Origin of the sequence: Streptomyces sp. CC208A (genome assembly GCF_030010625.1) — a bacterium.
Lineage (GTDB): Bacteria > Actinomycetota > Actinomycetes > Streptomycetales > Streptomycetaceae > Streptomyces.
Window position 1 is genome coordinate 214884 of the sequence record NZ_JASCXN010000002.1, and the last position, 16334, is coordinate 231217.

A 16334-nucleotide genomic window follows, 5' to 3' on the forward strand; every position below is an offset into this window, starting at 1 on the left:
GGAACGACACGGGCGTCTGACCCACGATGGGCAGGCCATCGTCACCCCGGTTCACGTGTGTCGTATGGGGATACCCCTCGTTTGAGGATGCGGCCGTTGACGTGGATCCGCCGAGCGGGCGGGCGCGGCCGGATCCGAAAAACAGGGTGGTCGGGGCCTGCCGCCTCCTCGGAACCGCTCTCCGTCCGGCGGACGGCGTGGCGGCTCGCCTCGCGTCCCAGGAGGGGAGCGAACGCGCACCACAGCAGCAGGCCGGTGGCGAATCCGGCCAGGGCTCCGGCGACGGTGTCGCTGAGCCAGTGGGCGTGGAGCCAGGTTCGGGACCACATCATCGCCGTTGTGAACAGGGCGCCGAGGGACCACCAGAGAGGGCGTCGGGCGCGGGTCACGAACAGTGCGCCGACGAGTACGACGAGCAGTGCGGCACCGAACGCGTGCCCGGAGGGGAACGAGCCGTGGTCCACCCGGACCAGGGGCCCGGCGGGCCGGGGGCGGTCCACCGCGTACTTGACGACCTGGACGACGAGCGCACTGCCGCCGAGGTAGGCGGTGAGGAAGTACAGCAACGACCACCAGCGCCGTCGAACGCACAGGACGGCCACCAGGGCGAGCGGCACGACCGCCCCGAGGGGGCCGCCGAACCAGTCGAGCACGGTCGCGGCCGCCAGCGGGAGGCCGTCGTGCGGGCCGCCCATCAGGGCCAGCCAGCGCTCGTCGGCATTCTGGAGACGCGGACGGGTGGTGCCGGCCGCGACGAGCGCGCAGACCAGGGTCGCCGTGGCGGCGAACGCCGCGCCGAGCAGCGCTGTTCCTGCGGCCGGGAGACCAGGGGCGGGACGACGCCGGACGGGGCCGGGGGGCACCGGTGCGGTGGGAGAGGTGTGGGGCATGTGATCCCTCGTGGATGTGGCAGGTTCGGGGGCCGGCTCAGGCTTCCCGCGTGACCGGTCGCTTCGGGTACGACCGCGCGCAGGCGGTGGTGTTCGCCGCCGTCCAGGTTCCACAGGGTGGGGCGCCGGCCGGTCATGGGGAGCAGCGGGGAGCCGGGTGGTAGTCGTCCCTCCCGGAGGGTGCGCCAGTGGCGGGAGTCCCGTGAGAAGAACCGGTCGTCGCGCGTGACCGTGAGCAGTTCGCCGTATCCCGGGACCAGCCAGGCGCCGATGCCGGGTTCGAGCTCCACCGGGGCGACAGGGCCCCAGTGGGCGCGGAGATGCGCGTAGAGAGCTTGCGGATTCCGGGCGAGGCCGGGCCGTGGAGAGGGATCGCGCCATGCGGTGACGTGTCGTGCGGTGACGTGTCGTGCGGCCCTTGGCGGGGATGGCGGTAGGTCATGGTTCACGTTCGCCTTACGTGAAGGGGGCGAGTCGGCGGTGCGGCGGGCGGAACCCGGTTCACAGCGGGGTGGCGGGCGGCGTGGCGTGCCGTGCGTGACGGTGCGGGCTCCGAGCCGCCGGGAACCGGACCGCCGAGGGCGGTCGGCCTGGCGCCGCCGCGGCCGACGGCCGGCTGCCGCGGGCGTCAGTGCGGGGCGTTCGCCTTGAGGTGCTCGGCGAGGAAGGACACGCTGCGGGTGACGAGCGAGGGAACGTCCGATGCGCCGAGGAAGATGTGGTCGGCGCCGTCCACGGGGACGAGTTCGACCACACCGCCCTGCGCCCGCAGCCGCTCGGCCAGCAGCTCGCTCTGCCGGTAGGGCACCAGGCTGTCCGCCGTGCCGTGGACGAGGAGGAACGGCGGGGCGGGCCGGTCCGCGTACGTGACCGGGCTGGCCGCACGCGCCAGGTCGGGCCGGTCGGCCGGGGCCGCGCCGAGCAGCGCGGCGTACGGGTCCGCGAGCGAGGCGAGCTGTGGAGGGAGCGCCGCGGCCGCCGAGGAGATGTCGGACACGCCGTACCAGTCGACCGCCGCCTGGACGGAGGTGTCGCCCTCGGCCACGCCCTCGGTGCCTTCGAGCGGCCCGCCGGAAGTGCCGGGCCCGGTGAGGGCGGCGAGGGCGGAGAGGTGACCGCCCGCCGATTCGCCCCAGACGCCGATGCGGTCGGCGTCGATTCCCAGCGCGTCGGCGAAGGCGCGGACGTAGCGGATGGCGGCCTTGACGTCGTGCAGCTGGGCGGGGAACGGCGCTTCGAGACTGTGACGGTAGTCGAGGGTGACCACCGCGAGGCCCGCGCCGAGGAGGGAGCCGAACAGCAGCTCCGCGGGCACGGTGGGCGGCGGGAAGCGCCGGTCGCCGTCCATCCAGCCGCCGCCGTGGATCCACACGACCGCGGGCGGGGGCCCCTCTGTGCCGTCGCCGGCGGGGACGTACACGTCGAGCAGGCGAGGCCGGTAGCCGGAGGTCGTGGCGTAGGTGACGCTCTCGTGGCGGCGGCACCCGTCGGCCGTGACGACCGGTGCCGGGGGCGGCAGGAAGGTCGGCGGCGGCCAGGTCATGTCGGTCTGAGGCGGGGGCTGCTGGGTCATGGTCTGCCTCCTGGCGGGGCGCTTCGGACGGCGCGGCGCGCGGGCTCTGCCACGCATCGGCAAATCGCCCAAAAGTGAAGTTTTTGCCCGAAGAGGGTTGAGTCGACCTACGGCGGGCGCTATGAAGGTAACACGTGTTACCTATGGGGTCCACGTCTCGGTCGAGAGTCGCGCCCCAGGGTCCCGGACATGTCGGGAGTTCGATCATGTGCACCATCTCCGCACTGTCCGCCCCGCCGGCCGCCGAGGCCGACCGGGTGGCCGTCAGGCTCGTCCGGTGGGGCTTTCCGCCCTCCGTCGAGGTGGTCCCCGAAGCGAGGGGTCGGCTGCGCGCGGTCCTGCGCGACTGGCCGGTCACCTCCGATGTCGTCGATGCCCTGCTGCTGGCCGTCAGCGAACTCGTCGCCAACGCCGTCACGCACGCCGCCCTGGTCACCGAGGTCGTCCGGGTCGCGCTCGGGCTCGACGGGCCCTGGGTGTGGCTGGAGGTGGGTGACGATCACCCCTTCCTGCCCGAGATCTCCGATCCGGTCGACGAAGCCGCCGAGGGCGGGCGTGGGCTCTTCATCGTCGAGTGCGCCGTGGCCGACCTGGCGGGCGGGCTGGACATCCTGCCCGGGTCGCCGGGCAAGGCCGTCCGGGTCCGGCTGCCGGTCGCGGCCTGATGCGGCGGTTTCCCCGGTCGTGGCACGCGGATGCGGGCGGCCTGCCGGGATGCCGGATCCGTTCGGCGCCGCTGCCGACCGCGACGCCGGGAGCCCGGGATTCGCCTCGACGAAATATGCCGCTCTCTTGACTGTCGTCAAGGCATCGCCATACTTGCCTCACTCCCCGCTGACCCGAATGAGGTGCCGCCATGGAGCTTTCCCCTTCCGCGCATGTGGACACGTTCTGTCGCGACCGGCTCCCGCCGTTCGAGCAGTGGCCGGAACTGATTTTCGAACTACCCGAGTTGACCTATCCGGATCGGCTGAACTGTGCGGTGTCGCTGCTCGACGACACCATCGAGCGGTTCGGGGCCGACCGTCGCTGCCTGCTGACGCCGGCCGAGGAGTGGACGTACGGGGAACTGCGGCGCCGTGTCGACCGGATCGCCCAGGTCCTGACCGAGGACCTGGGCCTCGTGCCGGGCAACCGTGTTCTGCTGCGGGGCCCCAACAACCCGTGGCTGGTGGCCTGTTGGCTCGGTGTGCTCAAGGCCGGCGGCGTCGTCGTCACCACGATGCCGCTCCTGCGGGCACCCGAGCTGTCCGTCGTCTGCGAGATCAGCTCGCCGGTCGTCGCGCTGTGCGACCACCGCTTCCGCGAGGAACTGGACGCCGCCGAGTCGCCGGGCCTGACCACGCTGACCTACGGCGGCTCGGGCCCGGGGGATCTGTCGGAGCGCTGCGCGGCCAAGCGGGGTGCCTTCACCGCGGTGGAGACCGCGGCGGACGACGTGGCCCTGATCGCGTTCACGTCCGGCACCACCGGCAGGCCGAAGGCGACCCTGCACTTCCACCGCGATGTGCTGGCGAACGCCGACACCTTCTCCCGGCACGTCCTGCGGCCGGAGGCGGACGACCTGTTCGCCGGAACCCCGCCCCTGGCGTTCACCTTCGGCCTCGGCGGTCTGGTCGTCTTCCCCCTGCGGGTCGGGGCGGCGTCCCTGCTCCTGGAGCAGGCGACGCCCCGGCAGCTCGCCGAGTACGTGGCGGAGCACCGGGTCACCGTGCTCTTCACCGCCCCGACGGCCTACCGGGCGATCCTCGCGGCCGGGCTCGCCGACCGCCTGGCGGCGGTGCGCCGCTGTGTCTCGGCCGGTGAGCCCCTGCCCGCCTCGGTGTGGGAGGCGTTCCACGAGGCGACCGGGCTGCGCCTGATCGACGGCATCGGGGCGACGGAGATGCTGCACGTGTTCATCTCGGCCGCCGACGGCGACGTCCGCCCCGGTGCCACCGGCAGACCCGTCCCCGGCTACCGGGCCGCCGTCCTCGACACCGAGGGCAACCCCGTGCCCGACGGCCGGCCCGGCCTGCTGGCGGTGAAGGGGCCGACGGGCTGTCGCTACCTGGACGACGAACGGCAGACCGCCTATGTGCGCGACGGCTGGAACATCACCGGCGACACCTACATCCGTGACCAGGACGGCTACTTCTGGTACCAGGCGCGCAGCGACGACATGATCGTCTCCTCCGGGTACAACATCGCGGGTCCCGAGGTCGAGCAGGCCCTGATCGGGCATCCGGACGTCGAGGACTGCGCGGTCGCGGGGGCGCCCGACGAGCATCGCGGGGCGATCGTCAAGGCGTTCGTGGTGCTCCGTGACGGAGTGCCGGCCGGACCGGCGGCGGCGAAGGAGCTGCAGGACTTCGTCAAGCGCACCATCGCCCCCTACAAGTACCCGCGCGCGGTGGAGTTCGTCGCCGCACTGCCCCGCAACTCCAGTGGAAAGCTCCACAGGGCGGAGTTGAGGCGATGGGCCCGGGTCGGGCACGGGGAGACGGGGGAGGGCGACAGGCCCGCTCTGCCCAGTGTGGTGGTCGAGCGGCGGGTCGAGTGGTCCGACACGGACGCGGCGGGGCACTACCACTTCTCCTCCGTCCAGCGCTGGGCCGAGGCTGCGGAGGCCGTCCTGCTGCGGCGGCTCGGTCTCGACGGGCTGTTCGGCAGCATTCCGCGGGTCCACTTCGAGGCCGACTACCGCGCGCGGCTGTGGTTCGGGGATCCGGTCCGGATCGAGTTCCGGGTCGCGAAGGTGGGCGGCTCGTCGCTGCACTACGCCTTCGACGTACAGGGGCCGCGCGGCCTGGCCGCCACCGGGCGGATGTCGGTGGTGCACTCCGCCGCCCGCGCCACGGGCGCCGCGCCCTGGCCGGACGAGGTGCGCTCCGTGCTGTCCGAGGCAGGGCCGCAGCCGGGGGAGTCCTACTGCTGAACACGGCACGGCCTCGGGGTCGGCCGGATGGGTGAACATCACCATGCATGGCGAATGATTGACGATCGAAAAAAGAACGCAATACCTTGAAGTCATGGAACCACTGGAGGACGCCATGCGCGTAGCAGTCATCGGAGGCGGGCCCGGCGGCCTCTACTTCGCGGCCCTGGCCAAGAAGCTCTCACCGGGGTGGGACATCACGGTCTGGGAACGCAACACCCGTGACGACGCGTTCGGGTTCGGCGTGGTCTTCTCCGACGAGACGCTGGGCGGCATCGCGCAGGCCGATCCCGAGGTGTTCGCCGCGATGTCGGCCGAGTTCGCCCGCTGGAGCGACATCGACATCCACTATCGGGGCGAGGTCCGCACCTCCGGCGGCCACGGCTTCGCGGCCCTCGACCGCAACCGGCTGCGGGAGATCCTGCAGAAGCGCTGTGCCGAACTGGGAGTCGAGGTCCGTTACGGCACCCCGGCTCCGCCCGCCGCGGAACTGGCCGCCGACCACGACCTGGTCGTCGCCGCGGACGGCGTCCGGTCGGCGACCCGCGACGCGTACGCCGAGGTCTTCGGCGCGCACCTGGACGAGCGGAACTGCCGCTACATGTGGCTCTCCACCGACCGCGTCTTCGAGGCGTTCACCTTCATCGTGGAGGAGCGGGACTTCGGAGTCGTCCAGGTCCACGCCTACCCCTACGACGAGCACCGCTCCACCTTCATCGTCGAGATCGCCGAGGACGCCTGGCGGCGGGCCGGCTTCGAGGCCCTCGCCGACCGGGAGTTCGCCCGGGGGGAGAGCGACGAGGCCGGCGTGCGACGGTGCCAGGAGATCCTGGCGGACCACCTCGACGGCCACCGGCTGATCCCCAACGCCTCGAAGTGGATCACCTTCTCGACCGTACGCACGTCCTCCTGGAGCCACGGCAACATCGTCCTGCTGGGCGACGCCGCCCACACCGCGCACTTCTCGATCGGCTCGGGCACCAAGCTCGCCATGGAGGACGCCCTCGCACTCGTCGCGAGCCTGCACGAGCACCCCGATGTGACCGAGGCGCTGGCCGCGTACGAGGCGGAGCGCCGGCCGGCCGTCGAGTCCGTCCAGCGGGCCGCCCAGGCCAGTCTGGAGTGGTTCGAGACCATCGACCGCTATGCCGGCCAGGACCCCGGCCAGTTCGCCTTCAACCTGCTCACCCGCAGCCGCCGGGTCACCTACGACAACCTGCGGGCGCGCGACGCGGACTTCGTGGACGCCGTGGACACCGGGGGCCCCGGCGTGCCGCCGATGTTCCGGCCCCTGCGGCTGGGAGGGCTGACGCTGCGCAACCGGATCGTGGTGCCGCCCCTGGCGACGTACACGGCGGAGGACGGCGTGCCGGGCGCCTTCCCCCACGCCCAACTGGCCGCACAGGCACTGGGCGGGGCCGGGCTTGTGTTCGCCGGAATGACCGCGATCAGCCCTGACGCCCGGGCCACCGCCGGCTGCCCGGGCCTGTGGACCGACGACCAGGAGGCCGCCTGGCGGACGACCGTCGAGGCGATCCGCCGGATCTCCGACACGCCGCTCGGCATCCAGCTCGCTCACGCCGGGCGACGCGGATCGACCGCGATGCCCGGCCCGGACGGGGTCGGCCGGCCGCTCGGCGGGGACGGCTGGCCCACCCTCGCGGCCTCGGCCCTCGCCTGGGACGAGGGGTACCCCGTCCCGCGCGAGGCCACCCCCGCCGACCTCGCGGCCGTCACCGCGGACTTCGCGGCGGCGGCGGTACGCGCCGACCGGGCCGGATTCGACGTGCTGGAGCTGCAGTTCGGCCACGGCCAGCTGGTCTCCGGCTTCCTCTCCCCGCTCACCAACCACCGCACCGACGCCTACGGCGGCACGCTGGAGAACCGGTTGCGGTTCCCGCTGGAGGTGCTGACCGAGGTGCGCGCGGCCTGGCCCGCCGGCAAGCCCCTCGTGGTACGGATCTCCGCCACCGAATGGGCGGAAGGCGGTACCACCGAGACCGAGGTGATCGAGATCTGCCGGGCACTCGACGCGGCGGGGGCGGACGCGATCGACGTGTCCACCGGTGAGGTCGTGGCACACCAGAAGCCGGCGTACGGGCGCAGCTACCAGACCCCCTACGCCGATCTGATCCGCAACGCCACCGGCATCCCGACCATCGCGGTCGGCGCCATCTCCACCTACGACGACGCCAACTCGATCCTGTTGGCGGGGCGGGCGGACCTGGTCGCCGTCGGCCGTGGTCACCTGTACGACCCGCTGTGGACCCTCCACGCCGCCGTCGAGCAGGGCTACGCCGGCTCCGGCGCCACCTGGCCCCTGCCCTGGCGGCCGGGCAGCCGCAAGCCCCCGGGCCCGCGTGCCGACCGCGTACCGCCCCGCCTGCACCTGCTGCGCGAGGCCGCCGCACCGGTCCACCGGCGCTGGCTGCCCCGACGCTCCGCCCGACCGCTTCCGGCCACGGCTTCCTGCTGATCGGCGCTCTGGCCCCGCTACGGATGCCTCGGCCCCGCTCCTGGGTGCTTCGGCTCCCCTTCACGGGTGCTTCGGCCCCTCTTCACGGGTGCTTCGGCCCCGCTCATGGGTGCTTCGCACCTGGCAACGGAGGACACGCATGATGGACAACCCGCCCCGCTTCACCGCCGCCGCCGTCCAGGCGTCCCCGGTCTACCTGGATGCCGCCGCGACCGTGGACAAAGCCGTCTCGCTGATCCACGAGGCGGCCGGCAACGGCGCCCGACTGGTCGTCTTCCCCGAGGTGTTCGTCCCCGGATACCCGTACTGGAACTGGACGATGAACCCCGTCCAGGGATCGCCCTGGTTCGAGCGCCTCCACCGCTCCTCGATCGACGTCCCCGGACCGCACGTCGACACCCTCCGTGCCGCCGCCCGGCAGGCCGGCGTGGTGCTCGTCATCGGTGTCAACGAACGCGCCGCGCACAGCCTCGGAGTGCTCTACAACACCCTGCTGATCATCGGATCCGACGGAGAACTCCTCGGCGTCCACCGCAAGTTGGTCCCCACCTGGGCCGAGAAGCTCACCTGGACCGGCGGCGACGGCAGTTCGCTGCGCGTCCACCAGACCGAGATCGGACCGCTCGGCGCCCTCGCCTGCGGCGAGAACACCAACACCCTCGCCCGCTTCACCCTCCTCGCCCAGGGTGAACTCGTGCACACCGCCAGCTACATCGCCCTCCCCGTGGCCCCCGACGACTACGACATGGCGGACGCCATCGCGGTACGGACCGCCGCCCACAGCTTCGAGGGCAAGGTCTTCTCGGTCGTCGCCTGCTCCACCGTCTCCCCGGAGATCGCGGACCTGATCGCCGGGGACGACGAGAGCGTCCGCACGATGCTGGGCCGCCGGCGCAGCGCCCTCTCGGGCGTCTTCGGCCCGGACGGCCGACCGGTGACGGATCCGCTCATCGACGACGAGGGAATCGTCTACGCCGAGATCGACCTCGCCAAGTGCATCCAGCCCAAACAGATGCACGACATCGTCGGCCACTACAACCGTTTCGACATCTTCCGGCTCCACGTCGACAACCGCCCCCGCGGACCCGTGAGCTTCACGATCGACCCCGCAGCGGTACGGGCGGACGGCGCCCAGGGGGACAGCACCCTTTCGAAGGAGGAAGCGTGACCACCTACGACGACAACCGGCTCGGCCGGGCGAGGGTCTCCGACAGTCCAGAACTGCGCGCCTACTACGCAGAGTTGGAAGAGCTGGACGCCGGTGCCCTGTGGACCGTCGCCAACGACATCGAACCCTGGTACCCCCGGCCCAAGTCCGTCCCCGTGCTGTGGCGCTACGACACGCTGCGCCCGCTGGTCCACAAGGCACTGCCACTGGTCAAGGCCGACGACGCCGGCCGACGCGTGGTCATGCTGGTCAACCCCGGCCGCAGGGACGTCAGCGCCGCCGTCGGCCTGCTCTACACCGGACTGCAGATCATGGGGCCCGGCGAATCCATGACCGCCCACCGCCACCAGGCCGCCGCCCTGCGCTTCGTCCACGAGGGCACCGGAGCCTGGACCGTCGTCGACGGGCAGAAGCTCAAGGTCGGCCCCCGCGACTTCGCGATCACGCCCAACGGCACCTGGCACGAGCACGGCAACGAGGCCGACGACACGCCCGTCATCTGGCAGGACGGACTCGACATCCCCCTGGTCAACGCCCTCGACGCCGGCTTCTACGAGGTCCATCCGGAGCTGTACCAGACGCCGGGCAAGGTGATCAACTCCTCCGTCCTCAGCTACGGCGCCAACCTGCTGCCGTACGGGGCGGAGAAGTGGACCCGCCCCTACTCGCCGGTCTTCGGCTACCCCTGGGAGCCCACGTACCAGGCCCTGCGCGATCTGGCCAAGGCCGTCGAGGGCTCGCCGTACGACGGCGTCATCATGGAGTACGCCAACCCCCTCACCGGCGGGTCGGTCATGCCCACGATGGGCGCCCACATGCAGCTGCTGCGCCCGGGCCAGGCCACCCGCGCCCACCGCCACACCGGGTCGGTCGTCTACACGGCGGCCAAGGGCCGGGGCGCGTCGGTGATCGCCGGCCGGCGCTTCGAGTGGAAGCAGGGCGACATCTTCTGCGTACCGTCCTGGGCCTGGCACGAGCACGAGAACCTCGACCCGGCCGAGGACGCCTGTCTCTTCTCGTTCGACGACTTCCCGGTGATGCGATCGCTCGGCTTCCACCGGGAAGAGGCCTACCCCGACAACGGCGGCCACCAGCCCGTCCTCCAGGACGGCCGGTAGACGTTCCGACGCGCGGCCGCGGCCCGGGCCCAGCCGGGGGTGGGCCCGGGCCGCCCGTACGGCGGAACCCGGGGACGACCGTCCCCTCAAGGGCCGGCGATGCCCACCTGACCGGGCATCGCCGGCCCACCCTCCCCCGCCCCCTTCTCTTCAGCGCCCCACTGCAAGGAGCCACCGATGCGACTGGTCACCTACTCCCTCGACGACACCGGCGACACCACCCCTCGCCTGGGCGCCCAGCTCGACGGCCATGTGGTCGACCTCGCGGCCGCGGCCGCCGCCACGGGGACCGAACTCCCCGGCGACCTCCTCTCGTTCATCCGGGCCGGACAGCCGGCCGTCACCGCCGCGAAGGCACTCCTGCGCGCATACGGCACCGAGGACCGGCCGGCCGGCGTCCTCCACCCCCTCGCCGAGGTCACGCTGCACGCGCCGCTGCGCCCCGGAAAGATCATCGGAGTCGGCCTCAACTACGTGGAACACGTGGAGGAGTCCAGCCGAAGCCTGGACACCGACCGCGAACTGCCCGACCGCCCCGTGCTGTTCTCCAAGCCCGCGACCGCCGTCACCGGCCCCGGCCGACCGATCCTGCACAACGCCGACCTGACCAAACAGCTCGACTGGGAGTGCGAACTCGCCGTCGTCATCGGCGAGAAGGCGTCCCGGGTGTCCGAGGACGACGCCTGGGACCACGTCTTCGGCTACAGCATCATCAACGACATCAGCGCCCGCGACCAGCGCCGTTCCGGGCAGTGGTTCTTCTCCAAGGGACAGGACTCCTACGCCCCGTTCGGCCCCGCCGTGCTGACCGCCGACGAGATCGAGAACCCCCTCGACCTCGACCTCCACCTGAAGGTCAACGGCGAGACCAAGCAGAGCTCCAACACCCGCCACATGCTGTTCAAGATCCCGCGCCTGATCGCCGACATCTCCTCCGGCGTCACCCTGGAACCCGGCGACGTCATCGCCACCGGTTCCCCCTCCGGCGTCGGCGCCGGCATGGTCCCCCCGCAGTTCCTCCAGCCGGGCGACCTGGTCGAGGCCACCATCCAGCACATCGGCACCCTCGCCAACCCGGTCGTCGACGCCCGCTGAACCCCGTGGGGCCGGATCCCGCCCTGACCCGGCCCCACGGCCCGACGTTTCCCCTCACCGCCTCCGAGAAGGAGCCCCGCCCGTGACCCCGCGCACCTACCGGGTCGGCCAGATCGTGCCGAGCTCGAACATCACCATGGAGACCGAGGTCCCCGGCATCCTCCGGGCCCGCGAGACCATCGCGCCGGAACGCTTCACCTTCCACTCCAGCCGCATGCGGATGACCCACGTCACCGCCGAACAGCTCAAGGCCATGGACGCCGACTCAGACCGCTGCGCCGTCGAACTCTCCGACGCCGCCGTCGACGTCCTCGGCTACGCCTGCCTGGTCGCCATCATGAGCATGGGCCTCGGCTACCACCGCGTCTCGCAGGACCGCCTGCACACCCGTACCGCCGAGAACGGCGCCCCGGCGCCGGTCGTCACCAGCGCGGGCGCCCTGGTCAACGGCCTCCGCACGATGGGCGCCAAGAAGATCGCGCTGGTCGCCCCGTACATGCGGCCGCTCACCCGCACCGTGGTCGACTACCTCACGCACGAGGGGATCGAGGTCCTCGACCACGCCGCCCTGGAGATCCCCGGCAACCTCGACGTGGCCGCCCACGACCCGGCGAAGCTGCCGGCGATCGCCAAGAACCTCGCGTACGCCGACGCCGACGCCGTGGTGCTCTCCGCCTGCGTCCAGATGCCGTCCCTGTCCGCGATCGAGGAGGCCGAGCAACTGCTCGGCAAGCCGGTGGTCTCGGCGTCGGTCTGCACCGTCCACCAGATGCTCCGCGCCCTCGGCCTGCCCGCCGTCGCCCCCGGCGCCGGACACCTGCTCTCCGGCGCCTACGCCGAGACCCCCCTCGCGACCGGATGACCCCGCACCGGGACCCGGCGGGGACCCCTCTCACGGCGCCCCCGCCGGGCCGCCCCGGGCACCGGGAACTCCGCTGGGTAAGATCACCGCCTGGTACCCGAGGAGGCAATGCGACCATGGCGGAGAGCGCGACGCGGCCGAGCTCCCTGATCAACACGATCTACGGCGAGTTCGTCCGGCGTCTCGGCGGCTGGATCTCCATCGCCGACCTGATCGCGCTGATGGCGGAACTCGATGTGGACGGCCCGGCCGTCCGCTCCGCGATCTCCCGCCTGAAGAAGGCCGGGACCCTCCTCCAGGAGCGCCGCGACGGCATCGGTTACCGGCTCGGCGAGGAGATGGGCCCGGTCTTCGACGAGGGCGACCGCCGCATCTTCGGCAGCCTCGAACCCGCCCGCCTCCAGGACGGCTGGGTCGTCGCCGTGTTCTCCGTCCCCGAGTCCGAACGCGCCCACCGCCACCAGCTGCGCTCCCGGCTGACCTGGCTCGGCTTCGGCAACGCCGCCCCGGGCGTCTGGCTCGCCCCCGCCCGGCTGCTCCCGGACGCCCGGCGGATGCTGGAGCGGCTCGGCCTGAGCGCCTACGTCCACCTGTTCACCTCCGACTACGCGGGCTTCGCCGAGCTGCGTGACGCGGTGAGCTCCTGGTGGGACTTCACGGCCATCGAGGCCCAGTACGCCGCGTTCACCGACGACTGGGGACCGGTCGCCGAGGAGCTGCGCCCGGAGCCGCGGATCGACCCGGTCCTCGCCTTCCGCGACTACGTCCCCATGCTCACCCAGTGGCGCCGCCTGCCCTACCTCGACCCGGGCCTGCCCTCCGAGCTGCTGCCCGCCGACTGGAACGCCGTCGAGGCCAGGCGCGTCTTCGTGGAGCTCCACGACCTGCTCGCCGCGCCGAGCCTGCGGTACGTCGAGAAGCTCACCGGCCTCTCGCGGACGCGGGGCCCGGCGGACTGACCCGCCGGCCCCGGCCGAGGCTCCGCGCCGGGGCGGGCGTCAGGACGACTGGCGGGGGACCGCCTCGAACCAGATGGCGGGGAGCGGCGCGGCGGCGCCGTCCCGGACGAGCCGGTCGACGGCGTCGGCCAGCAGGTCGGCACCGGGCAGGTGATAACGCACCGAGGTCAGACGCGGCCGTACGACGCGGGCGAGCAGCAGGTCGTCCGCACCGACCACCGCGATCTGCCCGGGGACCGCCACCCCGCGGTCCGCCAGGGCGGCCGACAGCAGGGCGGCGTACTCGTCGTTGTAGCCGAACACCGCGTCCAGACCCAGCTCCCGGCAGAGGGTCGCGAGGGCCGCGGCCGCCTCGTCGCTGTAGCGCATCGGCAGCGGGGTGATCTCCGCTCCGTGCTCGGCGGCCACGCGCCGCGCGCCGGCGAGGCGGGGCTCGGAGAACGCGGCCAGTCCTCGCTCCGCGGGCATCACGACGCCGATCCGGGTACGGCCCCGCCCGACCAGGTGCTCGATGGCCGCGACGCCGACGTCGGCCTGGTCGCCGATGAGGGTGAACGCCCCCTCGACGGGGGCCGAGGCGACGGTGACGACGGCCTTCGTCCCGGCCTGGAGGAGGACCTGCACCGCCTCGGCGGTCATCCTCGCGTCGCCCATCGACACGACCGCGGCGGGGCGCAGCCGCGCCCAGGCGCGGGCCGCCGTCACCGGGGCGGCGGACCGGTCGCCGTGCAGGACGACCGTGTAGCCGCGGTCGCCCAGGGCGGTCTCCAGCTCGTCCACCCAGTCGCTGAACAGCCGTCCCATCGCGGACACGGACGCGGGCAGCACCACCAGGTCGGTGCGTCCGGAGCGCAGCGAGGCCGCCGCCGCGTGCGGAACGTAACCGAGTTCCTCGGCGGCGGCCCGCACTTTCGCCTTGGTCGCCTCGCTGATCCGGGCCGACGGCGTCGCGTTGAGGACGAAGGAGACGGTCGCGCGGGAGACACCGGCGAGGCGCGCGACGTCGGCGCTGGTGACCGGGGGCCCGGGGCTCTGCTCAAGTGACATAACGATTGCATCATTCCAGTTCTCTGAAGGCTGGCGCAGCCTCTGGGGCGAGTGCTACACAGTAAGAGCAGGTTACACGTGTTATCTCGCTGGGGACTCATCCCGCGCCCGCTCTTCCGGCGCGACGGCCCGGCGTCCCCGCACCGCGCACTCCGCACCTCCACCGCGCGCACCCCCTTCCGTATCCCGGAGTTCCTCCCGAACCGGAGCCGACCATGAACAGCAAGACGACGGACGAATCCGCGAGAGCTGCCACGACCGAAGGGGCTCCGCCCCGCCTGGGCGGCCTCATGGCGCTGCTGGCGCTGGCCAACATGTCGATGTTCGCTCTCTACCTGGGCGTCGGAGCCGTCCTGGTCCCCACCCAGATCGCCCAGCTCGACCCCGTGAACAAGGTGGCGACCCTGGGCCTCGTGGGCGGGATCGGCGCGGTCTTCGCCACGGTGTTCAACCCGATCGCCGGCGCCCTGTCCGACCGGACCGGCCGCCGCGGCCCGTGGATTCTCGGCGGCGCCCTCGCCTCCCTGGCGCTCATGGCCTTCCTCGGCAGTGCCGACACCGTGCTCCTCGTGGCCATCGGCTGGTGCCTCGGCCAGGCGACCATGAACGTCTACCAGGCCGCGACCACGGCGGTCGTGCCGGACCGGATCCCGCCGGCCCGACGGGGAACGGCCTCGGCCCTCGTCGGCCTCGGCCTGCCGATCGGCGGCACGCTCGGCGTGCTGATCGCCTCGGCGACCGCCGGCACCCCGCGCACCGGCTATCTCGCACTCGGCGCGATCGTCGCCGTGGCGGCCGTCCTGCTGACCGCACTGGGCCGCGAACCGCGCCGGGAGCCGCTGCCTCCGGTCCCGCTGCGCCGGCAGGTCGCGACCTTCCTCTCGGCACTCGCGACCCACGACTTCCGCTGGGCCTTCATCGGCCGGGCACTGCTGGTCCTCGGCTACTTCTCCGTCACCGGCTACCAGCTCTACATCCTGTCCGACCACATCGAGCTGCCGGCCGGCCTGACGCCGCCCGCCGCGATAGCGATCCTCACCCCGGTCTCCATGGCGGCCATGGCGGTCTCCACGGTCGTCGGCGGTGTGCTGTCGGACCGCTGGAACCGCAGGAAGGTCTTCATCGGCGTCTCGGCCGCACTCGCCGGCCTGGTGATGGCCGTCCCGGTGATCAGCCCCACCTGGACGGGGATGCTCGTGTTCAGCGCGCTCAACGGCCTGGCCTTCGGCTGCTTCATGGCCGTCGACACCGCGCTCGTCACCCTCGTCCTGCCGAGGTCCGAGGACGCCGCCCGCGACATGGGCGTCCTCAACATCGCCAGCGCCGGCCCGCAGATCCTCGCCCCGTTCGTCGCCTCCCTCGTGATCGCCAACCTCGGCGGCTACACGGGCCTCTTCCTGGCCGGCGGCGCACTCTCGCTGCTTGGCGCACTCGCCATCCTGCCGGTCCGTACGGTCCGCTGACGCCGGGCACCGGCCGCCGTGCCCGTCCGGACGCCTCCTCACCGGTGCCGACGGCCGGCCGTGACCCCCTCCAGCCCCGGGACCCGCGGCGTGGACAGCGCGGGCCCCCGTTCCGACGCCGGAGAGCCATGAACACACAGCCCGACCCCCCTGCCACCGTGGCCGACCGCGACCGTGAGGCCGCCGTTGAGGAGACCCCCGCGATGTCGGACCTCACGGTCAAGGCCGCGCTGCCCGCCAGGGCCGACATGTGGTCCTCGCCCCCGAACGACGCGATCGGACTCGGCCGGCCCGCCATGTCCGACGGCCCGCCGGGGTGCGCGGCGAGCACGGGACACCGGACGACCCGCCGGTCGCCCTCCCGTCCCCGACCGCGCAGGCCGCCACCTGGGATCCCGAACTCGCCCGCCGTACCGGCCCCGCCCGTTCGCCCCGGAGGCACGCCGCAAGGGCGCCCACGCGGTCCTGGCCCCGACGGTCGACCCGCGTCGCACCCCGCGCGGACCGCCCTCGACGGGCTCGACACCGCCGTGCCCGAGCCGGACACCGTCTACGGCGAACACCTTGTCGCGGCAGTCCGTGAAGGCGGGTGCCGGGGCACGTCGTCGACGACACGGCCTGCCGTCTCCTGTGGCTCGCCGCCCGTGCCGGCCCCCCTCGACCGCGCCCCCGCCGCGGTGCCGGACGCGCTGCTGCCCACGGCCGTGGACGGCGAGGACCTCGCCCACGACGGCACCGGCCCCTCACGCCCCGCCCGGCAACCGGC

At 72.7% G+C, this 16334-nt stretch carries 11 protein-coding genes and 2 pseudogenes; 10 read left to right on the top strand and 3 right to left on the bottom strand.

All coding sequences use genetic code 11. The features are described 5' to 3' along the window. Positions 1-41 precede the first annotated feature (41 nt). Both QK442_RS03260 and QK442_RS03265 read right to left on the bottom strand, forming a co-directional pair. Positions 42-890, bottom strand: coding sequence for a phosphatase PAP2 family protein (locus tag QK442_RS03260; protein ID WP_282692240.1), 849 nt, complete (start codon positions 888-890; stop codon positions 42-44). A gap of 628 nt (positions 891-1518) precedes the next feature. Then, positions 1519-2463, bottom strand: a complete 945-nt coding sequence (locus QK442_RS03265; RefSeq protein ID WP_282692241.1) for an alpha/beta hydrolase — start codon at positions 2461-2463, stop codon at positions 1519-1521. Between the two features lie 206 nt (positions 2464-2669). Here QK442_RS03265 and QK442_RS03270 point away from each other — a divergent pair, with 206 nt between their 5' ends. The 9 genes and pseudogenes from QK442_RS03270 (at position 2670) to QK442_RS03305 (ending at position 13058) form a co-directional block, all read left to right on the top strand. Then, positions 2670-3128: an ATP-binding protein gene (locus QK442_RS03270; RefSeq protein WP_282692242.1), complete on the top strand. Its 459-nt coding sequence runs from the start codon at positions 2670-2672 to the stop codon at positions 3126-3128. A gap of 191 nt (positions 3129-3319) precedes the next feature. Further along, positions 3320-4918: pseudogene (locus tag QK442_RS03275) on the top strand (AMP-binding protein); the annotation flags it as partial. Between the two features lie 90 nt (positions 4919-5008). Continuing rightward, positions 5009-5380: pseudogene (locus QK442_RS36325) on the top strand (thioesterase family protein); the annotation flags it as partial. A 115-nt stretch (positions 5381-5495) separates the two neighbouring features. Beyond that, positions 5496-7856 carry an FAD-dependent monooxygenase gene (locus QK442_RS03280; protein WP_282692455.1) on the top strand — a complete coding sequence of 787 codons (2361 nt, stop codon included), beginning with the start codon at positions 5496-5498 and terminating at the stop codon, positions 7854-7856. A gap of 139 nt (positions 7857-7995) precedes the next feature. Next, positions 7996-9024, top strand: a complete 1029-nt coding sequence (locus tag QK442_RS03285; RefSeq protein ID WP_282692243.1) for a carbon-nitrogen hydrolase family protein — start codon at positions 7996-7998, stop codon at positions 9022-9024. Next, on the top strand, positions 9021-10142 hold the full coding sequence (locus tag QK442_RS03290) for a cupin domain-containing protein (RefSeq protein WP_282692244.1): 1122 nt from the start codon (positions 9021-9023) through the stop codon (positions 10140-10142). Before QK442_RS03285 ends, QK442_RS03290 begins: the two co-directional genes overlap by 4 nt. A 177-nt stretch (positions 10143-10319) precedes the next feature. After that, a complete protein-coding gene (locus tag QK442_RS03295) occupies positions 10320-11237 on the top strand; it encodes a fumarylacetoacetate hydrolase family protein (RefSeq protein ID WP_282692245.1) in 918 nt (305 codons plus the stop codon). A gap of 136 nt (positions 11238-11373) precedes the next feature. Beyond that, complete coding sequence (locus QK442_RS03300) at positions 11374-12099, top strand: Asp/Glu racemase (protein WP_282692456.1); 726 nt, start codon at positions 11374-11376, stop codon at positions 12097-12099. 116 nt (positions 12100-12215) lie between these two features. Next, positions 12216-13058, top strand: coding sequence for a PaaX family transcriptional regulator C-terminal domain-containing protein (locus tag QK442_RS03305; protein WP_282692246.1), 843 nt, complete (start codon positions 12216-12218; stop codon positions 13056-13058). Positions 13059-13097: 39 nt separating this feature from the next. Here the strand turns inward: QK442_RS03305 and QK442_RS03310 are convergent, their stop codons facing one another. Continuing rightward, positions 13098-14105, bottom strand: coding sequence for a LacI family DNA-binding transcriptional regulator (locus QK442_RS03310; RefSeq protein WP_282692247.1), 1008 nt, complete (start codon positions 14103-14105; stop codon positions 13098-13100). A gap of 215 nt (positions 14106-14320) precedes the next feature. Between QK442_RS03310 and QK442_RS03315 the strand changes: the two genes are divergently transcribed. Then, a complete protein-coding gene (locus tag QK442_RS03315) occupies positions 14321-15568 on the top strand; it encodes an MFS transporter (protein WP_282692248.1) in 1248 nt (415 codons plus the stop codon). Positions 15569-16334 lie beyond the last annotated feature (766 nt).